The sequence below is a fragment of the Amycolatopsis sp. NBC_01307 genome (assembly GCF_035975215.1).
In the GTDB taxonomy this organism is placed as follows: Bacteria; Actinomycetota; Actinomycetes; order Mycobacteriales; family Pseudonocardiaceae; genus Amycolatopsis.
This window is the reverse complement of sequence record NZ_CP108403.1, coordinates 1,509,314-1,532,019: the sequence shown is the minus strand read 5'-3', so window position 1 is coordinate 1,532,019 and position 22,706 is coordinate 1,509,314. Positions and strand designations below refer to the sequence as shown.

Annotated in this window: 28 protein-coding genes and 1 pseudogene; 16 read left to right on the top strand and 13 right to left on the bottom strand. The window is 73.3% G+C overall.

Annotated elements, in window-relative coordinates:
- Positions 1–164 precede the first annotated feature (164 nt).
- A complete protein-coding gene (locus OG439_RS06475; RefSeq protein WP_326948437.1) occupies positions 165–1,064 on the top strand; it encodes a hypothetical protein in 900 nt (299 codons plus the stop codon).
- On the opposite strand, the gene OG439_RS06470 is transcribed toward OG439_RS06475, so the two are convergent.
- Positions 1,024–1,704, bottom strand: a complete 681-nt coding sequence (locus OG439_RS06470; RefSeq protein ID WP_326948436.1) for a response regulator transcription factor — start codon at positions 1,702–1,704, stop codon at positions 1,024–1,026. The genes OG439_RS06475 and OG439_RS06470 overlap by 41 nt on opposite strands.
- A 91-nt stretch (positions 1,705–1,795) precedes the next feature.
- Between OG439_RS06470 and OG439_RS06465 the strand changes: the two genes are divergently transcribed.
- The 4 genes from OG439_RS06465 to OG439_RS06450 all read left to right on the top strand — a co-directional run bounded on the left by OG439_RS06465 (position 1,796) and on the right by OG439_RS06450 (position 4,127).
- Positions 1,796–2,470, top strand: coding sequence for a BON domain-containing protein (locus tag OG439_RS06465; RefSeq protein WP_326948435.1), 675 nt, complete (start codon positions 1,796–1,798; stop codon positions 2,468–2,470).
- Between the two features lie 35 nt (positions 2,471–2,505).
- Positions 2,506–3,354: a slipin family protein gene (locus OG439_RS06460; RefSeq protein WP_326948434.1), complete on the top strand. Its 849-nt coding sequence runs from the start codon at positions 2,506–2,508 to the stop codon at positions 3,352–3,354.
- A gap of 135 nt (positions 3,355–3,489) precedes the next feature.
- On the top strand, positions 3,490–3,990 hold the full coding sequence (locus tag OG439_RS06455; RefSeq protein WP_326948433.1) for a GNAT family N-acetyltransferase: 501 nt from the start codon (positions 3,490–3,492) through the stop codon (positions 3,988–3,990).
- Positions 3,987–4,127 (top strand): hypothetical protein, encoded by a 141-nt coding sequence (locus OG439_RS06450; protein ID WP_326948432.1) that lies wholly within the window; start codon positions 3,987–3,989, stop codon positions 4,125–4,127. Before OG439_RS06455 ends, OG439_RS06450 begins: the two co-directional genes overlap by 4 nt.
- A gap of 4 nt (positions 4,128–4,131) precedes the next feature.
- Here OG439_RS06450 and OG439_RS06445 read toward each other — a convergent pair whose 3' ends face one another.
- A complete protein-coding gene (locus OG439_RS06445; RefSeq protein ID WP_326948431.1) occupies positions 4,132–4,308 on the bottom strand; it encodes a hypothetical protein in 177 nt (58 codons plus the stop codon).
- 18 nt (positions 4,309–4,326) lie between these two features.
- Here OG439_RS06445 and OG439_RS06440 point away from each other — a divergent pair, with 18 nt between their 5' ends.
- Complete coding sequence (locus OG439_RS06440; protein ID WP_326948430.1) at positions 4,327–4,971, top strand: hypothetical protein; 645 nt, start codon at positions 4,327–4,329, stop codon at positions 4,969–4,971.
- A 354-nt stretch (positions 4,972–5,325) separates the two neighbouring features.
- Here the strand turns inward: OG439_RS06440 and OG439_RS06435 are convergent, their stop codons facing one another.
- From OG439_RS06435 to OG439_RS06420, 4 genes are all read right to left on the bottom strand, one after another.
- Positions 5,326–5,982, bottom strand: coding sequence for a phosphoribosyltransferase (locus OG439_RS06435; protein ID WP_326948429.1), 657 nt, complete (start codon positions 5,980–5,982; stop codon positions 5,326–5,328).
- Positions 5,983–6,337: 355 nt separating this feature from the next.
- The gene (locus tag OG439_RS06430; protein WP_326948428.1) at positions 6,338–7,084 is read right to left on the bottom strand and encodes a GAF and ANTAR domain-containing protein; all 747 of its coding nucleotides are present in this window, start codon (positions 7,082–7,084) and stop codon (positions 6,338–6,340) included.
- A 42-nt stretch (positions 7,085–7,126) separates the two neighbouring features.
- Positions 7,127–7,852 carry a GAF and ANTAR domain-containing protein gene (locus OG439_RS06425; RefSeq protein WP_326948427.1) on the bottom strand — a complete coding sequence of 242 codons (726 nt, stop codon included), beginning with the start codon at positions 7,850–7,852 and terminating at the stop codon, positions 7,127–7,129.
- 72 nt (positions 7,853–7,924) lie between these two features.
- On the bottom strand, positions 7,925–8,548 hold the full coding sequence (locus OG439_RS06420) for a hypothetical protein (protein WP_326948426.1): 624 nt from the start codon (positions 8,546–8,548) through the stop codon (positions 7,925–7,927).
- 387 nt (positions 8,549–8,935) lie between these two features.
- Between OG439_RS06420 and OG439_RS06415 the strand changes: the two genes are divergently transcribed.
- Positions 8,936–9,268, top strand: coding sequence for a hypothetical protein (locus OG439_RS06415; protein ID WP_326948425.1), 333 nt, complete (start codon positions 8,936–8,938; stop codon positions 9,266–9,268).
- 140 nt (positions 9,269–9,408) lie between these two features.
- Complete coding sequence (locus OG439_RS06410; RefSeq protein WP_442792286.1) at positions 9,409–9,651, top strand: hypothetical protein; 243 nt, start codon at positions 9,409–9,411, stop codon at positions 9,649–9,651.
- A gap of 18 nt (positions 9,652–9,669) precedes the next feature.
- Here the strand turns inward: OG439_RS06410 and OG439_RS06405 are convergent, their stop codons facing one another.
- The gene (locus OG439_RS06405; protein ID WP_326948424.1) at positions 9,670–10,173 is read right to left on the bottom strand and encodes an STAS domain-containing protein; all 504 of its coding nucleotides are present in this window, start codon (positions 10,171–10,173) and stop codon (positions 9,670–9,672) included.
- Between the two features lie 430 nt (positions 10,174–10,603).
- On the opposite strand from OG439_RS06405, the gene OG439_RS06400 reads away from it, so the two are divergent.
- Complete coding sequence (locus OG439_RS06400) at positions 10,604–10,870, top strand: hypothetical protein (RefSeq protein WP_326948423.1); 267 nt, start codon at positions 10,604–10,606, stop codon at positions 10,868–10,870.
- A 34-nt stretch (positions 10,871–10,904) separates the two neighbouring features.
- Here the strand turns inward: OG439_RS06400 and OG439_RS06395 are convergent, their stop codons facing one another.
- Entirely contained in the window at positions 10,905–12,059 is a 1,155-nt protein-coding gene (locus OG439_RS06395; protein ID WP_326948422.1) for a carboxylate-amine ligase, read from the bottom strand.
- Between the two features lie 47 nt (positions 12,060–12,106).
- Between OG439_RS06395 and OG439_RS06390 the strand changes: the two genes are divergently transcribed.
- Positions 12,107–12,307: a CDGSH iron-sulfur domain-containing protein gene (locus OG439_RS06390; protein ID WP_326948421.1), complete on the top strand. Its 201-nt coding sequence runs from the start codon at positions 12,107–12,109 to the stop codon at positions 12,305–12,307.
- Between the two features lie 2 nt (positions 12,308–12,309).
- Here the strand turns inward: OG439_RS06390 and OG439_RS06385 are convergent.
- Positions 12,310–12,886, bottom strand: a pseudogene (locus OG439_RS06385) (iron-containing redox enzyme family protein).
- Positions 12,887–12,892: 6 nt separating this feature from the next.
- On the opposite strand from OG439_RS06385, the gene OG439_RS06380 reads away from it, so the two are divergent.
- The 4 genes from OG439_RS06380 (at position 12,893) to OG439_RS06365 (ending at position 15,563) form a co-directional block, all read left to right on the top strand.
- Entirely contained in the window at positions 12,893–13,306 is a 414-nt protein-coding gene (locus OG439_RS06380) for a hypothetical protein (RefSeq protein ID WP_326951824.1), read from the top strand.
- Positions 13,307–13,399: 93 nt separating this feature from the next.
- Positions 13,400–13,603, top strand: a complete 204-nt coding sequence (locus OG439_RS06375) for a hypothetical protein (protein WP_326948420.1) — start codon at positions 13,400–13,402, stop codon at positions 13,601–13,603.
- Positions 13,604–13,641: 38 nt separating this feature from the next.
- On the top strand, positions 13,642–14,115 hold the full coding sequence (locus tag OG439_RS06370) for a MarR family winged helix-turn-helix transcriptional regulator (protein WP_326948419.1): 474 nt from the start codon (positions 13,642–13,644) through the stop codon (positions 14,113–14,115).
- A complete protein-coding gene (locus tag OG439_RS06365; RefSeq protein ID WP_326948418.1) occupies positions 14,112–15,563 on the top strand; it encodes an MFS transporter in 1,452 nt (483 codons plus the stop codon). The genes OG439_RS06370 and OG439_RS06365 overlap by 4 nt, the downstream gene beginning before the upstream one ends.
- On the opposite strand, the gene OG439_RS06360 is transcribed toward OG439_RS06365, so the two are convergent.
- Positions 15,553–16,755: a cytochrome P450 gene (locus OG439_RS06360; protein ID WP_326948417.1), complete on the bottom strand. Its 1,203-nt coding sequence runs from the start codon at positions 16,753–16,755 to the stop codon at positions 15,553–15,555. The genes OG439_RS06365 and OG439_RS06360 overlap by 11 nt on opposite strands.
- A gap of 32 nt (positions 16,756–16,787) precedes the next feature.
- Positions 16,788–16,967 carry a hypothetical protein gene (locus OG439_RS06355; protein ID WP_326948416.1) on the bottom strand — a complete coding sequence of 60 codons (180 nt, stop codon included), beginning with the start codon at positions 16,965–16,967 and terminating at the stop codon, positions 16,788–16,790.
- A gap of 143 nt (positions 16,968–17,110) precedes the next feature.
- Here OG439_RS06355 and OG439_RS06350 point away from each other — a divergent pair, with 143 nt between their 5' ends.
- Positions 17,111–18,094 (top strand): LLM class flavin-dependent oxidoreductase, encoded by a 984-nt coding sequence (locus tag OG439_RS06350; protein ID WP_326948415.1) that lies wholly within the window; start codon positions 17,111–17,113, stop codon positions 18,092–18,094.
- Positions 18,091–19,362, top strand: a complete 1,272-nt coding sequence (locus tag OG439_RS06345; RefSeq protein WP_326948414.1) for an LLM class flavin-dependent oxidoreductase — start codon at positions 18,091–18,093, stop codon at positions 19,360–19,362. Before OG439_RS06350 ends, OG439_RS06345 begins: the two co-directional genes overlap by 4 nt.
- Here the strand turns inward: OG439_RS06345 and OG439_RS06340 are convergent.
- Positions 19,354–21,063: an ABC transporter ATP-binding protein gene (locus OG439_RS06340; RefSeq protein WP_326948413.1), complete on the bottom strand. Its 1,710-nt coding sequence runs from the start codon at positions 21,061–21,063 to the stop codon at positions 19,354–19,356. The two genes, OG439_RS06345 and OG439_RS06340, sit on opposite strands and share 9 nt — an antisense overlap.
- The gene (locus tag OG439_RS06335) at positions 21,060–22,706 is read right to left on the bottom strand and encodes an ABC transporter substrate-binding protein (protein ID WP_326948412.1); all 1,647 of its coding nucleotides are present in this window, start codon (positions 22,704–22,706) and stop codon (positions 21,060–21,062) included. The genes OG439_RS06340 and OG439_RS06335 overlap by 4 nt, the downstream gene beginning before the upstream one ends.

The following is a 22,706-nucleotide window of genomic DNA, read 5'->3' as shown; positions in this document are numbered from 1 at the left end:
CCCCACCCTCGCACAGCCACCGGGACCGCGACGGGATCCGGCCGAACCGCAACCGACGACCTTCGCCCGGCCGCCGGAGGCCGTTCGGCACTTGGCCCGCCCCCGGCCGTGGCGGACGGTGTGCGGGAAGCGTCATCCCGGGTACCCACAGTTCGGAGCCGTCCATGAAGACCGGTGTCATGCCCGTCGGGCACCTCAGCGCCAGCCAGGTGCGATCCGTCCTGCTCTCGGCGACGGCTCCCCCGCCGCTGCGGAACTCCCGGCCCTGGCGGTTCCAGTGCACCCCGGACTCCATCGAGCTGTACGCGAACCCGCTCACCGGCAACGACAGCGACCAGCGCGAACGGCTCCTGGACTGCGGCGCGGCCCTGCTGAACCTCCGGCTGGCGATCAAGGCGCAGGGCAGCCACGCCGACGTGCGGCTGTTCCCCACCGCCGGCCGGCCCGAGCTGCTCGCCATCGTGCGGCCGCACGGGTACGAGACGATCTCCCCGCACGACGAGGAGCTCGTGACGGCCATCGCCGACCGGCACAGCAACCGCCGTCCGTTCACCGCCGCCGTCGTGCCGTCATCGGTGCAGCGGCAGCTGCGCCGCGGCGCCGAGATGGAACGCGCGTGGCTGGCCACCGTCACCGCCGACCAGGTGCCGCAGCTGCGCGAGATCATGCGCCGCTCGGAACTCCCGCCGGCGGCACCCGGGCCCGGCAGCGGCACGGACCTCGACGTCGAACCCGAGCGGCTGGTCGTGGTCATCGGCTCGCTGCACGACACCGCGCTCGCCCGGCTCCAGGCCGGCCAGGCCATGCAGCGGGTGCTGCTGACGGCCACCGCCGCCGGGATCTCGGCGTCGCTCTCCTCCCAGCCGATGGCGGCGCCGGCGACCCGGCGCGAACTGCGGCAGCTGATCGGCGGCGGGCTCTGGCCCCAGATCATGCTGCGCCTCGGCCACGGCACCGCCGTGCCGGTCTCCGCGCAGGCGCTGCTCGAAGACGTCGTGATCAGCGACGAGCACCCGTTCGCCGCTAGCCGCCCGGACGGCGCTGCCCGCCGTGGAGCCCGGTGACGAGCACCGCGGCCTGGGACCGCCGCTCCAGCCCCAGTTTCGCCAGCAGCCGGGACACGTAGTTCTTGACGGTCTTCTCCGCCAGGAACATCCGCTCGGCGATCTGCCGGTTGGTCAGGCTCTCCCCGAGCAGGTCCAGCAGGACGAGCTCCTGCTCGCTCAACCCGGCCAGCGGGCCCGGTTTCCCGGTCGTGGCCCGCAGTTCGGCGACGAGCGCGGCGACCGCCCGGCCGTCCAGCAGCGTCTCGCCCGACCCGACCCGGCGGATGGCGTCGACCAGCTGCAGCCCCTTCACGTCCTTGATCACGTACCCCTCGGCCCCGGCGAGGACCGCGTCGACCATGGAATCCGCGTCGGTGAAGGAAGTCAGCATCAGGCACCGCAGGCCGGGCAGCGCCGTGCGCAGGTCCCGGCAGAGCTCGACGCCGTTGCCGTCGGGCAGCCGGACGTCGAGCACCGCCACGTCCGGGCGCAGCGCGGGGATCCTGGCCAGTGCTTCGGCGACGGAAGAGGCCTGCCCGACGACGGTGAGGTCCGGTTCGTCGTCGACGAGCTCGGCGACGCCGCGCCGCACGAGCTCGTGGTCGTCGACCAGGAAGACGGTGATGACGGGCCGGTCGTGCCGAGTGCGGTCATCCACCGCCCCAGGCTACGCCCGCGCGCCGAACGACCCCGGAAGAAAGGGTCCCGCGACTCTAGGCCGCGCGCCGCGCGGGGGAAACGCTGGAGCTATGACACAGATCCAGCACAGGCCTGATCACCAGCTCAAGACCGCGGTGACCGATGAGCTCGCCTGGACCCCCAGCGTCAACGCCGAAGAGATCGGCGTGGCCGTCACCGACGGCGTCGCGACCCTCTCGGGACACGTCGGCACGTACCCGGAGAAGGAAGAGGCCCTGCGCGCGGCCACCCGCGTCCACGGCGTGACCACGACCGCGGACAAGATCCTGGTGCGCCACGGCACGGACATCCCGGAGGACGCGGACCTCGCCCGGGAGGCCATGATCGTGTTCGACCGCCGCACCGTCGTCGTGCCGAAGGACTCGGTGCAGGTCGAGGTGCGCGACCAGGTCATCACCCTGCGCGGCTCGGTCGACTGGCAGTACCAGCGCGAAGCCGCCCGCCGCGCGGTCTCCTCGCTCCCCGGCATCAGCGGGGTGCGGAACCTGATCACCCTGAAGGCGTCGACGTCGATCTCGCCGGCCGACATCAAGCTGAAGATCACCGCGGCGCTGGCCCGGCACGCGCCGGGCTTCGCGCAGCACGTCGAGGTCGGCATCGACGACGGCCAGGTCACCCTGACCGGCGAGGTGCTCACCCCCGCCGAACGCCGGTCGGCCGAGCAGACCGCCTGGTTCGCCCCCGGCGTCACGTCGGTCGACAACCAGGTGAAGCTCTCGGGCTGAACCACCCTCCGCACAGCAGTCGACTCTGGAGCACCATGAACGTTCTCGTGATCGCCGTCATCGTCGTCGTCGTGCTGATACTGCTGGCTTCCTCGGTGCGGATCGTCAAGCAGTACGAACAGGGCGTCCTGTTCCGGCTCGGCCGGGTGCTGGGCGTGCGCGAACCGGGGCTGCGGCTGATCATCCCGGTCATCGACGTCCTGCGTCGCGTGCCGTTGCGGATCATCACCATGCCGATCCAGTCCCAGGGCATCATCACGCGGGACAACGTGAGCGTGGACGTGTCCGCCGTCGCCTACTTCCGGGTGCGGGACGCGGTGAAGTCCGTCGTCGCGATCGAGAACGTCTACGCCGCGATCGACCAGATCGCCCAGACGACGCTGCGGAAGGTCGTCGGCCGGCACACGCTGGACGAGACCTTGTCCGAGACCGACAGCATCAACGTCGACATCCGGAGCATCCTCGACGTCACCACGCTCGACTGGGGCGTGGAGGTGACTTTGGTGGAGCTGAAGGACATCCAGCTGCCGGACACGATGAAACGGGCCATGGCCCGGCAGGCCGAAGCGGAACGCGAGAAGCGCGCCAAGATCATCAGCGCCGAAGGCGAGTCCCAGGCCGCGGCGGCCCTCGGCGAGGCGTCGGACACGATGATGGCGCACCCGCTCGCGCTGCAGCTGCGCAACCTGCAGAGCCTGGTGGAGATCGGCGTGGACAAGAACACGACCGTTGTCTTCCCCGCTCCGCTGATGAGCACCATCGGTGAGCTCGGGGCCTTCCTGGCCCGCGAAACCGCCGCCGCGAGCCGGCCGAACCCGGCCGTCACCGCCGCGATCGTGCCGCCCCCGGCCGCCGTGAACGGCGCACGGGCCGACGGGAACTGATCGCGGCCGGCCCCCGGACTCCGCAGTGTTCTGTGCGAAAAGGACAGGACACTGTGGACCCGGGCCATTCCGACCGATCCGCACACAGGGCCGGGAAGCCGAGCGGTACCTCGGGCCGGCCCGAGAGGAGACGCCATGACCACCGCGACCCCACCGGCGCGCGCCCTGCTCCCCGACGGCGAGATCGCCTGGGTGCGCAAGCTGGAAGCCGCCGACACCGCGGCCGTCCTCGCGCTGCGGGCCCGGCTCGCCGACCGCGACCGGCACCTCCGGTTCTTCGGCCTCGGCGAGACCGGGCTGACCGACCTCGCGGCGCAGCTGTCCCGCAACGCCGGGGTCGGGCACACCGCGATGGGCTGCTTCCTGCACTCCCGGCTGGCCGGCGTCGCCCGCTACAACATCCTGGCCGACTCCGCCGAGGCGGCGGTCGTCCTGGTCGTCGACGGCGGCGCGCGGGCGCTCGGCGTGGCGACCCTGCTGCTCGAACAGCTCGTCGTCGCGGCGGAGCACGAAGGCGTCCGCGCCCTCGTCGTCGACGTCGGCGCGGAGAACGCGAAGCTGCTCGGCGTCTTCGCGGCCCTGGGCATCCCGTGCCGGCCCGGCGCCGACGCTTCACGGCCGGGAGCCCCGGCGTGAAGCCGGGCCCGCCGGTGGCCGCGGCGCACCGCGACGACGACACCGCCGAGACGTCACCGTCCGACGTCGCGGCCGTGCAGCGCTGGGAAGTCGAAGGCGGCCGGATCCCCGCCAAGGAGGAGCCGGCCGACGCGTAGCCCGTCAGTCGGTCTTGGGGGCCTCCGGAGTGGCCTCAGGGCCGTCGAGGCGTGCGTGCAGTCGTTCGCGGATCTCGTCCGGGGTGTAGGCGCGCCGCCGGCGCTCCTGCCGGGCGACGACCACTCCGGTCGCGGCCACTCCGACGAGCCCGGCCAGGCCCACTGTCTTCCACCAGCGCATCGGCCTAGGCTACTGCCCGTGCCGGGCACCGAGCTGGATCTCGACGAAGCAGTAGCCGTGACACGCACCGGCGACCTGTGGTTGTTCCGCGGCCGGTCGGCGGCCGACCGCACCATCCGCGTGGTCACCAACAGCCCGGTCAACCACGTCGGCATGGCCGTGGTGATCGAGGACCTGCCGCCGCTGATGTGGCACGCGGAGCTGGGCCGGTCGCTGCCCGACGTCTGGTCGGGCACGCACCAGCGGGGTGCCCAGCTGCACGACCTGAGCCGGGCGGTGCAGGTGTGGGCGGAGAAGTACCACCAGCGGGTCTGGCTTCGCCAGCTCGTCCACCCGGTCACCGCGGAGATGGAGGACGCGGCCCTGCGCACGGTCGCCCGCCTCGACGGCACGCCGTTCCCCTCGACCGCGCGCCTCGCGTCCCGCTGGCTGGGCGGCCGGGTGCCGTCCTGGAAGCGGGAGGGCCGGGAGCCGCGGGAGGTCGACCTCGAGTCGGGGTACTGCGCGGAGATCGTCGCGGTCACGTACGAGGCGATGGGCCTGCTGCCGAAGGGTCGCCGCCCCAACTGGTACGACCCGGGCCGCTTCTGGAGCGGCGACCACCTGGAACTCGACGACGGCGCCGAACTGGGCGACGAGATCGCGGTACGCCTTCCGGGCTGACCGATGGACTTGTCGCGGAATCTCGTTCGGCAGAAGGGGCTCACGGCGCAGCACTCCAACACTTCTGCCTCGGCTCCGCGTCGTGCTGGGCGAGAGAGATCGCCATGCGCCGGCCGAGCTGGTCATCCCTTGTGGACTTACCGCTGAACCTTGTTCGGCAGCCGCGGCTCACGATGCAGCAACTCCAACTCCAACGCCTCCGACTCGGCCTCCTCACCGAACCGGGCTGGGCGGGCTGGTCTGGGCGACGAGATCGCGGTACGCCTCCCGGGCTGACCGGTGGACTTGTCGCGGAACCTCTTTCGGCAGACACGGCTCGCGGCGCGCCTCCCGGACCGACCGTCCCTTGTGGACTCAGCGTGGGACTTCCGTCGGCAGCCGCGGTTCGCGGTGCAGCAGCTCCAGCGCCTCCGTCTCGGCCACCGCGCCGAACTTCCGGTAGCTGTTGCGCACCGCGTGCACCCACGTCGGCGTCCGGAGGCAGACCACCTGGTCCACCTCGCGGGCGAGCCGGTCGAGGACGCGGGCCGGGGCGACCGGGACGGCCAGCACGATGCGGCCGGCCTGGCGGGCGCGCAGGACGCGGATCGCCGTGTGGGCGGTCGTGCCGGTGGCGGCGCCGTCGTCGGCGAGGACGACCGTGCGGCCGGCGATCGGGGCCGGGGCCACGGTGTGGCGGTAGACGGCGACCTGCCGGGCCAGCTCGGACCGCGCGCCGCCGGCCAGGCGGGTCAGCTCGTCGGCGGTGACGTCGAACCGTTTGATGGCCTCGTGGTCCGAGACGAGCAGGCCGCCCTCGCCGACCGCGCCGAGGGTGGTCGCCGGCGGGCCGTCGTACTCGATCCGGCGCGTCAGCAGGATGTCCAGGGGCACGCCGAGGACGTCCGCGATCTCGCCGCCGACCACCAGCCCGCCCGCGGACAGGCCGAGGACCACGGCCGGGTGCCCGCGCAGCGGGCGCAGCCGCAGGGCCAGTCGCTCGCCGGCTTCCCGGCGATCACGGAACCGCATGGCCACTCCCGTCGAAGGCTGGTCCCAGCATCACCCGGCGGGCCCCGGCGCACGAGGGCCGTTGGTCACCGGGGCGCGCCGCGTTCGGCACCCGGCGGACCGCGACGCGGGGCGAGGACCGCTGGTGCCGTGTAGCGTGGGTGGCGTCCGAGAGCACCTCGTGCGCGAGTGGTCGAGCCCGTGCCGTCCTCGGCTCCCAGCCCCGGCCGGTGAACCGGCCCGGAAGGTTCCACAATGGACAGTCACAGCCCCGACGAGCCCGTCCGGCCGGGCGCGCTCGTCAAACCCCAGGACGAGCGGTACGGCGGCCTGTTCCTCGAACCGCCGTCGCCGCCGCCCGGTGACGAGGAGCCGATCAGCGACGATGATCCGCCTTCGCCGGGGCCAGCACGAGCCGCGGGTCGAGGTCGTGGTCGGCCAAAGCCCGGGCGACGTCGCTGAGCCGGCGGTTGTTGCGGCGGGCGTAACCGCGCAGGGCCGCGAACGCCGCGTCCATGCTCAGCTGCCCGCTGATGGCGAGCACCCCTTTCGCCTGTTCGATGATCACCCGGCTGTTCAACGCCGTCTGCAGCTGCTCGGACAGGATCTCGCCCTGGCGCAGGGCGCGTTCGTGCAGGATGCCGATGGTCGCGGTGTCGGCCATCCCCTGCGCCAGCGCCACGTCGTCCGCCGACAGCTCGCCCGGCCGGGGCCCGAAGAGGTTCAGCGCCCCGATCGTCTGCTTGCGCAGCCGCAGGGGCAGCGCGTGCACGGACGCGAAGCCCTCCCGGGCCGCCTCTGCCGCGAACCGCGGCCAGCGCGCCGCCTGCGCGGCGATGTCGGCCACCAGCACCGGTGCGCTGCCGGTGAAGCAGTCGACGCACGGGCCTTCGTCGATGTTGAGCTGGAACAGTTCGAGCAGGCGCGCCTGCTCGGTGGACGACGCGAGCACCTGCAGGCCACCGCGCTCGTCCACGAGCGTCAGCCCCGCGGCCGTGATGTCGAGCAGCTCCACGCATTCCACCACCATCGTGTGCAGCAGATCCGCGACGTCGTAGTCGTCGACCAGCGTGTCGGCCAGCGCGACGAACGCCCGGATCACCTGCCGTTCACGGTCGGGCATCTCCACCATCTCCTCGTATGCCGGCGGTCACCAGGGTGCTCCTCACCGGAACTCCCCGTCCAATCCCAGCCGCCCGGTCACGACGTCGGTGGCGACGTCGAGCAGGGGCCGGCCGTGCCCGAACGCGTAGGACCGCAGCCGGGCCAGCGCCGCGGAAGCGGGCAGGTCGAAGTACGCGATGAGCATGCCGGTGGCCTGGTGCACCTCCCGGTAGCGCATCCCCGCCCCCGCCATCCACCGGCCGTCCCCGTCGAGCCAGCGGTCGCCACGGGCCTGCAGCCCCGACAAGGCGAGCGCGGCGACGTCGGCGACCTGCAGGGCCGTCGACAGTTCGCCGGGCAGCAGGGAACCCGGGGTCGCGCGGTAGGTGTCGAGGGTCGCCACCCGGACGGCCCCGATCTGCACCGGGAAGGTGAACAGCGCGGCCACCGGGTGCGTGCCGGCCTCGGCGGCGAACGTCGGCCACGCGGGCGGCAGCCCGGCCGCGAGATCCGGCACCAGGACCGGCCCGCCGACGGCGTACGCCTCGAAACACGGCCCCTCGCCGAGGGAGAACTGCAGTTCCGCCAACGCGGCGCTCACGGCGTCACTGGCGTAGACGACTTCCCGGTGCCCGGCGTCGACGGTCACCGACACGGCGGCGCCGTCCACCGGCAGCAGCCGCACGCAGGCCCGGCACACCCGGCCGACGACGTCGACCCCGGAACCGCTGCCGTGCTCCCGCAACGCGGCCAGCACCCCGGCGCGCAGCACCTCGACCTCAGCCACCGCGCGCCACCCGCGGTGCCCCGTCCCGGTGCGGCATGGCGTCCTTTCCGTGCATGAGTCCATTGAGGACGGTCAGCTCCGGGTGGTCAGGTAGGGGCCGGGATCGCCGCCGGCGCGGGCGCCGCTGTCGAGCCAGCGGCGGAAGCCGCGGCCGTCACGGCGTTCGATCTCGTCGAGGAACTCCTGCCGCCGTTGCACGACCAGGCGGCGCGCCGGCTCGTCGGTGGCCAGGACCAGCTGGTAGTAACTGCGCCGCCAGGCCACGCACAGCTCCTCCGTGCCCATGTCGGCGACCAGCGTCGACGACGCGGGGAGCGTGACCGCCGCGAGGACGTCGTGCGGGTTCGCCACCGGCGTCGCGCGCGCCCGTGGCCGGTGGTGGTTCCCGGCCCACAGCCCGGAGACGGCGAACAGGAGCAGCGCGGCCGTCGTGAGGCCGCCGCCGAACGCGGCGAGCAGCCCGGCGATCACCAGGCAGACCGTGACGAACGTGGCCGCGGCGGCCACGCCGAGCGGCAGGTCGGGCCCGTGCATCCCGATCTGGCGGCCGCGCCGCAACCGGGGCGCGCCGACCGCGACGAGGATCCCGGCGCCGAGACCCACCAGGCTCCAGCCGATGAGGGCGTCCGCCGAGGTGTGCGCCGCGCCGATCACGGCCAGGACGCAGACCGGGACGAGCAGGACCACCCCTGCCACGCGTGCCACCATGGTGCGCCTCGCCGTCCGGTCGGACGCGGGCCGGCGGGCCCGCGCCGCGGAAACCACGATGCCGGGGTCCGGGGCGTCGACCTCACTATAGCCCCGGGAGCAGCGGGAAACGGGCCGAGCGGCCCGCGTCGCGACCGGACCGCGTTGTCCCGGACCCGGCCGCCGACCCCGGCTGCCGGCCGGCCGAAAGCCCGGCCGGGCAACAAAAGCCCCCCGCGACGGCCGGCCAGGACGGCGACGGCCCCGGGCAGCGAACCACTCGGCTGGCCGAACCCCGCCGGCGCCGGCGCCCCTACGCTGGGAAGAACCGCGCCCCGGACCCCGGCGACCGATGACGGTGCGCCGCTCGCGCACCGGGAGTGAAAGCGGGCACCGGTGGACGACGAGCAGACCGATCCGCACCCGGCGGGGAGCGGGCACCGGGCCTGGCCCACACGTCACGGCGGTGGCTACCCGCTCGGCTGGCACGTCCGCTACCGGTTCCGCGGCCGCGTGGGCCGCGCGCGGTCCGCCTCGTGCGCGACACCGGTGTGGCACGAGCGGCTCGGGACCGTCGCCGGGCGCAGCCTCCGCGACGAGCACACCAGCACCACCTGGGTGCCGGTCCGCCCGCAGGGCTGCGCCACCGACACGCCGGTCAGCCTGGTCCGGGCCACCGACATCCTCGACGCGCGCCCGCCCGGTCCGCCCGACCGGGACCGGACCTGAGCTCCCACCCGTTCGCCAGCCCAGCCCGCCCGCGCGGAGGACTACATTGGCGGATCCGGGTGCCGGTGCACAGTCGGCGGCCCGGCACCGCCCCGGCCCCCGGCGGCAAGCACCCACGTGGCCGACCGAAGGGGCCCGCAATGACAGGAACACCGGACGCGATGACCGCGGATCCGTTCAGCCTCGACGACGGGCAACGGCGCCGGGCCACCCGCGTGGTCGCGTCGAAAGCACACGACGCCGCCGACTGCGGGCTGCTGCTCGCCGTCCTCGGCCTCAGCCCCGCCGACGGCCTCCCCGCGGTGGACGTCCCGGCGCAGGCGACGGAACCGACGCACTTCCTCGGCCGGCGGCCGCACACCGCACAGCCGCGGAGGCGGTGAGCGGACGCCTTCGCCCGGTTATCGCGGCGCCGCGATCGCCGCGGCCCGGGACGCGTGGACGACCAGGCGTTCGTGCGTCCTGGTGAGCTCCAGGGGCCGCCACGTCGCGCGGGTCGTGGAGACCAGCCGCAGGTCGGTGGCCGGCCCGGCCCGGTGGTGCGCGTCGAGCAGCACCTCCAGCCCGGTGGTGTTCAGGAACCGGACGAGGGACAGGTCCACGACGACCCGCCGCGGTGTCCGGGCGAGGGCCTCGTCGAGGGCGTGCCGGAGCATGGGCGCGGTGCTGAGGTCGATGTCGCCGACCACGGCGACGACCAGCGTCCAGCCGGACCGCTCCACGGTGATCGCCAGGTCGTGGTAACGCGGCACCGGCGGCTCACCGCCACCGGAGGCGGTGAAGACCGCGTGGATGACACTGTGTCCGTCACGGTGGCCACGGTTTCCGGGGACCGGCGGCGACGCCGGTGCGGATTCCGGCCGCGGACGGCGGGGGCGGGGGAAGTCGAAGACGTTGAGTTTCACGATCGGAGCTCCTGACCGGCCGCGCCGGTGCTCACCGCGGCCGCCTTCGGTGGGTTCGTCGCGAGGCGGGGACTGGGCGCTCCGGCGCTGGTACGGCTGAATCATACCCCGCGACCGGGCGCGGAAGAGTCCTTTGAGGACAGTCGACCGTGGTGGCCGACGCCCGCCACGCACGATCCGGATCGGCTCGGGGTGTCCTCTCGACGGCCCGCCGTTCCCGATCCATCGTCCGTGCCGGGGACCGGCGGCGCCCAGGGTCACAAGTCCCCGGATCGGGAGGCGAAGGAAACCTTTTCCGGCGCGTAACCCGTTCGGGGGACTTTCGCGGCAGGTGAAACAACGCTGCCTAGACTTGCCGGACTGCCCCGGACCTCGGCTCCGCAGTCGCCCCACGCTCGCGTGGGTGGCGCCGGAAAGCGAGGAAAACGCGATGACACCAGGAATCCCGCCGGCGAGCGCGGCCACCGGTCCAGGCCACCGGCCGCGGCGGCAGATCGCCTACAGCGTCGGCCGGTGGCGCGTCACCTACTCGGGTAAGGATCCGGCGTCGCCCCGCACCGGAACCCTCGCCGGCCGGCCCCGGTACCGGCCCGCCGGCACCATCGTCGTCCCGGTGATCGCCGACGACGGGCCCGCGTACGCGGTGAGCTGGATCGAGCAGCGGGACATCCTCGACGTCTCCGGCCCGGCAGGCTGACCGGCGCACTGTCCCTTGTGGACAGCGTCGGCCGTCACCGGGTAACCGGGGCGTGCTCCGCGCTCCGCTCCCCCGCCGCCGGGCCGGTCACCGGTTCCGTCAGCAGGCCCGCCAGCTCGTCGACGACGGCGGTGAGACCACCGGCGGCCGCGGTCGCGCGTTGCCGGGCGGCGCCGCCGGCCAGCACCGGGGGCAGCAGCGCGTCGACCGCCAGGACGTCCCCGGTGTCCTCCAGCGCCGGGCGGACCCGGCGCAGCAGGGCCGCCAGCAGGGTGCGGGCGGGCACTGGGGACGTCCTGCCGATCGTGTCGATCCCGTGCCCGTGGATGCCGTAGCGGGCGGCCGACCACAGGGCGCCGGCGGCGAGCTGGCCGTCGACCTCCGGGGCTTCGCGGCCGTGGGAGAGGTCGTCGAGCGCGGCGCGGACCAGGCCGCGGACGAGGGCGGCCTGCAGCAGCGCGCCGTCCGGCGCCGCCGCGACGTCGGCGACCCGGACCTCGACCGTCGCGTACCGCGGTGAGGGCCGGGCGGCCCAGAACGTCATGCGCTCGTCGACCAGGACTCCGCAGTCGACGAGCTGGTCCAGGCACCGCTCGTAACCGGCGAAATCGCCGAAGCGCGGCGGCACCCCGCCGCCGGGGAACCGGGCCTGGTCGATCGTCCGCCAGCTCGCGTACCCGGTGTCGCGGCCGTGGTGGAACGGCGAGTTCGCGGACAGCGCCAGCAACGTCGGCAGCCACGGGCGGAGGTGGTCGACCACCGCGACGGCCAGGTCGCCGCCGGGCACGCCGACGTGGACGTGACAGCCGCAGGCCTCGTAGTCCGCGAACGCCCCCTGGTAGGTCCCGGCGACGAGCCGGTACCGGTCGTCGCCGGTGGACAGCACGGGCCGCGGCCCGGCCAGGACCGGCGTGCCGACGCCGACCGCGGCCACCCCTTCCGCCGCCGCCGCGCGCGCGAGCGCCGCGCGGCTCGTGACCAGCGACCGGGCCGCGTCGGCCAGGCTCGTCAGCACCGGGGTGACCGCTTCGACCTGGGACTCGTACAGCTCCGGCTTGATCCCGCCGGCGTCGCCGTCCAGCCGGGCGAGCACCGCGGCCGCCGTCGGCACGGGACGCCGTGACCCCGTGTCGACGAACAGGAACTCCTCCTCGACGCCGATCGTGGTGCCCGGGCCGCGGGCGGTCATCGGGCGCCCGCCGGTTGGGCTCCGGGGCGCCGGGGTACCCGCCGCCGATGAACCACGAACCCGCCCCGGCGACCATCACGCCCTACGAAGACGGGCCGCTGCTGGTCCGCGGCGACGTCGAAATCCGGTCGCAGGACGGCGAAGTCCTGCGCCCCGGCGGCACCGTCGTCGCCCTGTGCCGGTGCGGCCGCTCGGCCGTGAAACCGTTCTGCGACGGGACGCACAAGGTGCCCGGCCGCGGAAAGTGACCTCACGCCGCACCGGAGAGCGCGCGGGTGCGCAGGCTCGGGGACCCGGCCGCCCAGCGGTCCAGCAGCCGCGCCCCGAACTCGGCCTCCACCGCCAGCGCGCACGCGGCCCCGAACAGGACGTCCCCGGCTTCCGGGTGTTCCGCGACGTAGCCGCCGCAAAGGTCGTGGGCCGCGATCTGCTCGTGCACCGCGTCGGCCTCGACGTGCTCGTCGAAGAAGCGGGTCACCGCCGAGGCGGCGCAACCCGTTGCCGTAGCGGCGGTTCGGCAGCGACGACGTCATCTCGAACGCCGCGAGGTGCCCGAGCGCGGCGCCGAGCCAGCGCCGGTTCATCCCGAACAGGGACATCAGGTTGCTCACCGCCAACGTGACGGCCGGCACGTCGTCGACGAAGTGGCCGTAGGTGTCGTCCAATCCTAGTGACCGCATGGTCGTGCGGAACAGCTCCGAATGCATGCGTTCCACGCGCCCGCCGCCGTACTCGTCGGCCTGGATCTCGACCAGTGCGGCCTTCGCCCGCCCGCTGAGGCGCGGGATGGCCCAGCTGTGCGGGTCGGCCTCCTTGAGGTGGTACACCGACCGGTGCGCGACGAACTCGCCGAACTGCGCGGCGGATACCTTGCGCTGCAAGAACTTCGCCAACGGCGGGCCGTTGTCGGCGGCGACCAGCCGGGCCAGCGCCCGCGGGACGTCGGCGGGGTCGGCGGTGACCGGCGCGACGAGGTCGGTCAGCCCGGCCAGCCACCGTCTTTCGAGGTCCTTCCGGAGGGCGTGGAGCGCGAGCCCGCCGTCCTGGTCCGGTTCGAGGTCGTCGAAGCCGCGGTAGCCGAGCTCGTAACAGATCCACAGGGACAGCTGCAGGTCCTCGTCGTGCACGGCCGGCTGTGCGGGCCCGTGGTCGAGGTCCTCGACCGGGGTCGCACCGCGCAGGAGGCGGACGACCTGCTCGCTGACGGGCCCCCGGGTGGCGGGCAGGCGCATCTGACCTCCAGATAGGTGCAGGAAATCTGCGGATACCCCGTGACCGCGCACCCCACGCCTCGGCGGGGGCGCCGACCTGAGCGCGACCGTCGCCGGCCGGGTGCCGGCGTGGCCGGATGGTCGGCCTTGCCCAGCGGGCTGCTGGGTGCCGGCCAGGCCGTCTTCAGCGCGTTGACCAACATCCTGATCCTGGTGGTCGCGGTGATCCTGGGCGGCGCGCTGCTGGGCGTGGTCGGCGGTTCTGCTGCTCCTGCGCGAGGTGCTCCACCCCCGGCTGGACCGGGCGTGGGTGTCGAGGACCACAGTATTTAGCTAACCTAGTTAGTAACTTCTTCAGTAGTCTTCTTGTCATGACTTCCTGGCACGTCGACGCCCCTGGCGTGGGCAACGCGGTGATGGAGCGCCTCCAAGAGGTGGGCGCGCTGACACGCGTCATCGAGAAACGGCTCAGCGGCGCCCTGGGCGTCAACCCGACGGACCTCGCGGCGATGGAGCACCTCACCAGCGAAGGCCCCTTGACCGCGAAGGAGCTCGCGGACCGGCTGCGGGTCTCGACGGCGGCGAGCACGCACATCGTGGACCGGCTCGAGCAGGCTGGGCACATCACCCGCCGCCCGCACGCCACCGACCGCCGCAAGGTGCTCGTCGAGCCGGTGCCGGAGTCGATGACGCGGATCTTCGGGCACCTGCACCCGCTGCTCAGCGGCGTCGAGGACCTCGTCGGGGCGCTGAGCCCCGGCGAACGGGACGTCGTAGAGAACTTCCTGGCCGGTGTCGTACGGATCTACGCCGGAACCGCCGATTCCCTGGGGAGCACCTCATGACCGAGAAGAAGACGATGTGGTGGCTGCTGGCCACGGTCCTCGTCGTCGAGCTGATGGACCTGCTCGACTCGACGATCGTCAACGTGGCGGGCCCGGCGCTGGAACGCTCCCTCGGGGCGAGCCCGGTCGGGCTGCAGTGGGTGATCGGCGGGTACGCCCTGACGCTCGGCGCGGGGCTCGTGCTCGGCGGGCGGCTCGGCGACCGCTACGGCAGGCGGCCGATGTTCCTCGTGGGCCTCGCGGCCTTCGCGCTCGCGTCACTGCTGTGCGCGCTCGCGCCGAGCATCGGGCTGCTGATCACCTTCCGGCTGATCCAGGGCGTCGCCGGGGCGATGATGCTGCCGCAGGGGCTGGGGATCCTGCGGGACAACCTCACGCCCCGCGACCTGACCAAGGCCCTCGCCGTCTTCGGCCCGGTGCTCGGGCTCGGCGGCGTGCTGGGCCCGGTGCTGGGCGGCGCGCTCGTCGACTGGGACCTGTTCGGCCTCGGCTGGCGGCTGGTGTTCCTGGTCAACGTGCCGATCGGGCTCACGGCGTTCGTGCTGGCCCGGCGACTGGTGCCCCACGGCGGCCGGACCCGGGGCCTGCGGGTGGACGTCGCCGGGGCCGCGCTCGTCGCCGGCGCCTCCGCGCTGCTGGTCCTGCCGCTCAACGAGGGCCAGTCGTCGGGGTGGCCACTGTGGACGTGGCTTTCCCTGGCCGCCGCGGCGCTCGGCTACGTCGCGTTCGCCCTGTGGCAACGCCGGATCGTGCGCCGGGACCGCACTCCCCTGGTCACCCCGACGCTGTTCGGGAAGTCCGCCTTCACCGTCGGGCTGGTCGCGATCGCGCTGTTCTTCGGTGGGCTGATCGGCACCCAGCTGGTGCTGACGTTCTTCCTGCAGCTCGGCGAGGGCTTCACCGCCGGGCAGGCCGGGCTGGGCAACCTCCCGATCGCGCTGGGCACCGCCGTCGGCGGCGGCATCAGCGGCGGGCTGCTGGCGGCCAAGCTCGGCCGGCGCGTCCTGCAGGCCGGGGCGGTCGTCCAGCTGGCCGGGGTCGCCTGGCTGTGGTTCGCCCTGGCCGGCGACGGCGCCTTCACGATCTGGCGGATCGTGCCGGGCAGCGTCGTCACCGGAATCGGCGCGGGCATCGTGATCGCGGCGGTCTTCAACACGGTCCTCGGCGCGGTCGCCGACGACGAGGTCGGCTCCGCCTCCGGCGTGCTGTCGGCGGTCCAGTCGATCGGCGGCTCGGTCGGCGTCGCGGTGTTCAGCACGGTGTTCTTCGCCGGCGCCGTGGCCGGCCGGGTAACCGAGAGCTTCCGCGACGCCCTCGTGGTCCAGGCGGTGGTCATCGGGCTGTTCCTGCTGATCTCACCACTGTTCCCCCGCCGAGCCCGCCCCGACGACGTCGACCTGCCCGCGGAGCCGGCCGCGGAAGCGCCGGCCGGTCCAATCACCAGGTGACGGGCAGTTCGTGCAGTCCGTAGACGACGTGGAACGCCCGGAACCCGATCTCCTCGTAAGGCACCGCTAGCGACAGCTCCGGGAACCGCCGCAGCAGGGCGGGGAACGCGATCTTCAGCTCCATCCGCGCGAGCGGTGCGCCGAGGCAGTGGTGCACGCCGTGGCCGAACGCTACGTGGCGGGCCACCTCGCGGGTGACGTCGAGACGTTCGGGATCGTCGGTGAGTGCCGGGTCGCGGTTGGCGGCGGGCAGGGCCAGCACCAGCTGCTCGCCGGCGGGGATGGTGTGCCCGGCGATCTCGACCTCGGTCGTCGTCGTGCGTGGGACGCCGGAGTGCACGATCGAGAGCCAGCGCAGCAGTTCCTCGATCGCGGGCTCGACCGCGGCCGGGTCGTCGCGCACCAGGGCCAGCTGATCGGGGTGCCGCAGCAGCGCCAGGGTGCCGAGGCCGAGCATGTTGGACGTCGTCTCGTGGCCGGCCACCAGCAGCAGTGACGCGATGCCGATCAGCTCGGCGGTGCTCAGGTCGGCCCCGTGCGTGCGCACCAGCATGCCCAGCATGTCGTCGCCCGGCTCGGCCTGGGCCTGCGCGACGAGCCCCGCCATGTACTCGCGGCTTTCGCGCTGGATCTTCATCCGCTCCTCGACCGGCAGCGACGCGTCGAGCAGCCGGCCGGTGCGGTGCTGGAACTCCGCGCGGTCGCTGTAGGGCACGCCGAGCAGCTCGCAGATGACCAGGGACGGCACCGGCAGCGCGAAGTGCGCGACGAGGTCGCCCGGCGTGCCCGCGCGTTCGAGGTCGTCCAGGGCGGCGCCGACGATCTCGGTGATCCGCGGCTCCAGCCGCCGCATGCGCCGCACGGTGAACTCCGACGTCAGCATCTTGCGCAGCCGGGTGTGCTCGGGCGGGTCGAAGCCGAGCATCTGCCCGGCCCGCAGCTCCTCGAGCTCTTCGGCGCTGATGTCGGGCATGCCGGGCGGGCGCATCCGCCGCGTCATCGCGTTGCTGAAGCGCGTCGAGTCGGCCAGCACCTCACGGACGTCGTCGTACCTGGTCACGAGGTACGCGGACAGCCCGAACGGGGTCGTGACGCGGGTGATGCCGTCGCCGTCGCGCACCCGCGCGAGCTCCGGGACCGGATCGAACCGGACTCGCCGCATGTGCAGGGGCATTTCCGGCGCCTCGGTCATTTCCCACCCGCTTCGTCGTCGATCGCGTTGCCTCAGCTTGCCACGATCCTCCAGAACGTTTCGCGTTCGCGCGCGCTCAGCGGCACCCTCGGCACGTCGGCGTCCGGGCGTGGGAGCGGGACGACGGTGCCGATGTCGTACGGCCCGGCCGGGGGTGTCAGCACCCAGCCGAACGCGGTGAAGGCCCTCGCGAAGGCCCGGAGGATGCGCATGGCCACCCCTTTCCCGCCGGCGAGCCGGATGCGGGTCATTGTCGGCGCGGCGGCGGGCGCCGGACAGGCCGTCCACATCCTGAACGCGCGTGCGGCCGGGTTCCGGAGCCGATACCTGTGGAAGGGAACGAAAAGGGGGGTTCATGACCAGCCTGCACCTCGCGGTGGAACTCGACGGCGACGGCGCGCGGGTGTCTCCGCGCGCACTGGCCGACGCCGTCACCGCCGCCGAATCCAGCGGCTTCTCGCTGGTCACCTTCGACGACTCGCCGCTCCCGCCCGGCGGCGGTTTCCGGCTCGACGCCACCGGCCGCGCCGCCTACGTCTCGACCCTGACCGACCGGGTCGGGCTCGCGGCGACGTCGAACGTCACGACGGCCGAGCCGTTCCACCTGGCCGCCCAGCTCGCGAGCCTCGACCACGCTTCCCGCGGCCGCGCCGCCTGGATCGTCGCCGCGGACGGCTCCGCCGAAGCCCTCGCCACGATCGGCGGGAGCAAGCTCGACCCGGCCGCGCTGCACCGCGAAGCCGCCGACGTCGTCGAAGCCGTGCGGCGGCTGTGGGATTCCTGGGACGACGACGCCGTCGTCAAGGACGTCGCGACCGGCCGCTACCTCGACCCGGACCGGGTGCACCACGTCGACTTCACCGGCGCCACGTTTTCGGTCAAGGGCCCGCTGATCACGCCGCGGCCGCCGCAGGGGCGGCCGGTCGTGCTCGCGCCCGACGACCTCGCGGAGGCGGTGCGCCCCGACGTCGTGCTGATCGGCGGCACGGGACTCGAGGACGTCCGGCGCCGCGCCCAGCGGGCCCGCGAGTCCGGCGCGCCGCTCGTCTTCGCCGAGGTGGAGGTCCTGCTCGACACCGATGTGCCCGCCGGCCGCCGGCCGCACGATCGGCTGCGCTACACCGGATCCGCGGCCGGCCTGACCGAGCTGCTGGGCTGGCTGGCCACGAGCGTCGACGGCGTCCGGCTGCACACGACGGACCTTCCCCGGCTGATCGAGGAGGTGCTTCCGGCCTTGCGCAAGGAAAATCTGCTCGTCCCGCCGGAACCCGGGGCGACGCTGCGCGCGTCGCTCGGCCTGCCGCGCCCGGCGAGCGTGTTCGCGGCGGGTGCCGCATGAGCGCCCGGCTGCACCTCGGGGTGTTCTACACCGGCGTCGGCCCGCAGTTCCTGTGGGACGACCCGGCGAACGCGGACCACACCGCGATCGAGACCTACGTGTCGGTCGCGCGGACCCTGGAGCGGGGCCTGTTCGACGCCTTCTTCCTCGGCGAAGGCCTGCGGGTGCGGGAGAACCGCGGCCGGGTGCACGCGCTGGACGTCGCCGGCCGCCCGGACGCGATCACCCAGCTGAGCGCGCTCGCCGCGGCGACGAGCCGGATCGGCCTGGTGGCGACGCAGAACACGACGTACAACTTCCCGGCCGACCTCGCCCGCCGGCTGTCCACATTGGACTTCCTCTCCGCCGGCCGGGCAGGCTGGAACATCGTCACCACGGACAACGCCTGGACCGGCGCCAACTTCCGCCGCGGCGGCTGGCTCGACCACGACCGCCGCTACGAGCGGGCGGAACAGTTCGTCGAAGCGGCCCTCGCGCTGTGGTCGGCGACCGGCCCGGTCGCCCGGCACACGGACCTCGTCGGCCTGCGGGCGACGCCGACCGTGCCGCCGAGCCCGCAGGGCCGGCCGGTGCTGTTCCAGGCCGGGGACTCCGCCGGCGGCCGGGAACTCGCGGCGAAGTACGCGGACGTCGTCTTCTCGGCCAACACGGCCTACGACAAGGCGCTCGCCTACGCCGAGGACCTGCGTGCCCGGCTAGCCCGCCACGGCCGCCCGGCCGACGCCGTCCGGATCCTGCCCGGGGCGACGGTCGTCCTGGGCGACACCCCGGCGGACGCGGCGGAGCGCGCGGAGGACATCCGGCGCCGGCAGATCTCGCCGCAGCGCGCGGTCGCGTTCCTGGAGCAGTACTGGGGCCGGGACCTGTCGGGCTACGACCCGCACGGCCCGCTCCCCGACGTCGAGCCGAGCGACGGTGAGCTGGACCCGTCCCGCGGCACGATCTCGATCGCCGACCGCACCGGCAAGCTCGACCGGATCCGGCAGTGGCGCGAGCTGGCCGAGGCGAAGAAGCTGTCCATCCACCAGCTCGTCCTGGAGGTCCAGCCACGCCAGCACGGCTTCGTCGGCACGCCGGGCCAGGTCGCGGACGAATGGGCGCGCTACGTCCGCACCCGCGCGGTCGACGGCTTCAACATCAGCCCCCACCTGGTCCCGGCCGCCCTGGACGACATCGTCGACCGGCTGGTCCCGGAATTGCAGGACCGCGGCGTGTACCGCACGGAATACGAAGGGACGACGCTGCGGGAGCACTTGGATCTAGCGTAGCTGCCGCCAGGCTTCCCGGCGCAGCCGTTGCGCGTCCGGGTCGGCCACCGGCGCCGCCGACAGCAGCCGGCGCGTGTAGGCGTGTGCCGGTGCCGTCAAGACCTCCTTGGTCGGGCCCTGCTCGACGACGTGGCCGCGGTGCATCACCGCGACGCGGTCGGCCAGCTGCTCGATCACCGCGAGGTCGTGGCTGATGAACAGGCATGCGAACCCGAACTCGTGCCGCAGCTCGCGCAGCAGGTCCAGGATGCGGGCCTGGATGGTGACGTCGAGGGCAGACGTCGGCTCGTCGGCGACCAGCAGGTCCGGGCGCAGCGCCAGCGCCCGCGCGATGCAGGCGCGCTGGCGCTGCCCACCGGACAGCTCGTGCGGGTAACGCGTGCGCAGGGACGGCGACAGCTGGACCGCCGACAGCAGCTCGGCGACCCGTCCGTCCACTTGGGACGACGGCACCGCCTTGTGCAGCCGCAACGGCGTCGCGACGCTCTCCCCCACCGTCGTGCGCGGGTTGAGCGAGGACAGCGGGTCCTGGAACACGACGCCGATGCGCCGCCGCAACGCCTTCGCGGCCCGGCCGCGCGCCCGGGTGATGTCGACGTCGCCGATGTGGACCGCCCCGGCCGTCGGCGCGAGCAGGCCGGTGACCGCGCGGGCGACCGTGCTCTTCCCCGAACCGGACTCGCCGACCAGGCCGAGGACCTCCCCCGGCTCGACGTGCAGGCTCACGCCTTCGGCGGCGTGGACGGCCATCGCCCGGAACCGGCCGCGGTAGGTGACGGCGAGATCTTCCACGCGCAGCAACGGTTTCTCGGCCGGGACGTCCGGAACCGACGCCACCGCCGGGTGTTCGGCCGCCGCGACGTGCCCCGGCGAGATCTCGATGTCGGCCGCCAGCGCCCGCTGGAGGCCGGTCGTCGCCGCGGTGCTCAGCGAGACGACCGAGCCGAGCAGCTGGCGCGTGTAGGCCTCGGCGGGCGCGGTGAAGACCGTCCGGACGTCGCCCTGCTCGACGACGACGCCGTCGTGCATCACCACGACCCGGTCGGCGAGGTCGGCGACCACGCCCATGTCGTGCGTGATGAGCAGGATCGCCGTGCCGAGCCGGGAGCGCAGGTCCCGCAGCAGCTCGAGGATCTCGGCCTGGACGGTGACGTCCAGGGCCGTGGTCGGCTCGTCGGCGATCAGCAGCTTCGGGTCGTTGGCCACGGCCATGGCGATGACGACGCGCTGCAGCTGCCCGCCGGACAGCTCGTGCGGGTAGGAGCGGAACCGCTCGCGGGGCGCGGGCAGCCCGACCAGGCCGAACAGCTCGATCGCCCGTTCGCGGGCCGCCGCGGGGGTCAGCGGCTGGTGCGTGCGGATCGCCTCGACGAGCTGGTCGCCGATGGTGAACACCGGGTTGAGCGCGCTCATCGGCTCCTGGAACACCATGCCGACGTCGCCGCCGCGAACCTCCCGCAGCTCGGCCGGGGCCATGGCGTAGAGATCGCGCCCGGCCAGCTCCGCGCGTCCGGACACCTTCGCCGTGGGCGGGAGCAGACCGAGCAGGGACATCGCGGTGACCGTCTTGCCCGAGCCGGACTCCCCGACCACCGCGACGACCTCGCCCGCGTGGACCTCGTAGCCGACCCCGCGGACGGCTTCGACGTCCCCGAAGGAGACCGCCACGTCATGCAGCCTGAGGAGTCCGGCTCCGGTCACTGGACGATCCCGAACTTGCGGTAGTCGACGTAGGCCGGGAACTTGCCGATCTCGACGTCGCCGACGTTCGACCCGTGCAGGAACGAGTTGCGGTTGTAGAGCAACGGGACCACCGGCGAGTCGGCGAGGATCTTCTTGTCCAGCGCCGCCCACTTCTTGCCGGCCTCGGCCGGGTCGATGGTGGCCTGCGCCTCGGCGATCAGGCGGTCGACGTCGGGGTTGCTGTAGCGCGACTCGTTGTACCCGCCGTTGCCGATCTCGGTCGACTGGAACAGCGGCTGGATGTTCGCGTTGGCCGACGGGATGTCCGGCTGCCACGAGGTGAGCGTCAGGTCGTAGTCCGACAGGCCCTTGGTGTCCACTTCGGACGTGTAGGTGTCCTCGTCGAGCGGCTTGATCGTCACCTTGATGCCGGCCCGCGCCAGCGACGCCTGGATCGCCGCGGCCTTCTCCGGGTAGCCGTTCTCGTTGTGCGTGGCGAGAACCAGGCCGTCGAGCCCGTTGGGCAGGCCCGCGTCCGCGAGCAGCTGCTTGGCCTTCGCCGGATCACCGGACGGCGGCGCCGGGTAGAGGTCGTACTGTTCGCGGCCCTGCAGGCCGGGCGTGATCAGCGTCGTGGCGACGTCGCCGGCGAGCTGGGCGTTGCCCGCGCTGGCCACCTGGTAGGCGGCCTTGTCGACGGCGTACTGGAACGCCTGGCGCACCTTCGGGTCCACCAGCTTGCCGCGCTGGGTGTTGAGCGAAAGGTACGACAGCGCCCCGGATTCCGACGTGACGAGCCGGGCCTTGGCCGACGGGCTGCCCTGGATCTGCGCCAGCTGGGCCGGCGAGGCGAAGGACATGCCGAAGGCGTTGCGGTCCTTGCCCGTGTCGTCGATCAGGCGCTTGGAGATGACGCTGGTGTCCTGCCCGAGCTCGAAGTCGACGGTGTCGGCGTTCGCCTTGCGCGTCGGGTCGGTCGCGCGGTCCCAGTTCGGGTTGCGGACCAGCTTCGCGGACTTGCCGCGCTCGTAGCTCTGGATCTGGTACGGGCCGGACGCGATCGAGTGGTCACCGTAGTTCGCCTCGGCGCCCTTGCCCTTCGGCACCGGCGAGAACGCCGGGGTGCTGGCGACCCAGTTCCAGTCGCCGTACGCGCGGGCGAGGTGGAAGACGATCGTCTTGGCGTCGGGCGTCTGGATGGAGTCCAGCTCCTTGCCGCCGTCGAACGGGCCCTTGTACGCCAGGCCCGGCGAAAGCAGGTCCTTGTGGTAGGACAGGCCACCGGAGAACGCGGGCGCGAACGAACGCTCCAGGCCCCACTTGACGTCCTCGGACTTGATCGGCGTGCCGTCGCTGTACTTCAGGCCGTCCTTGAGGGTGAACGTCCACGTCTTGCCGCCGTCGCTGGGGCGCCCGGTGTCGGTGGCCAGGTCCGGCACGACCGTGGTGTCCTTGCCCGGCGCGACGTCCCACGACGTCAGCCGCCGGTGGACCAGCCCGAGCGTGGTCACGACGAGGTTGGAGCTCTTCGCCGGGTCCCAGGTGATCGACGGCGCGTCGTTGAGCAGGACCAGGTCCCCGCCCGGCTTGACGGAACCGCCTTGGGTGGCGGGCGTGTCGTTGGCCCCGCACGCCGTCAGCAGCAGGACGGCGGCGCTCAC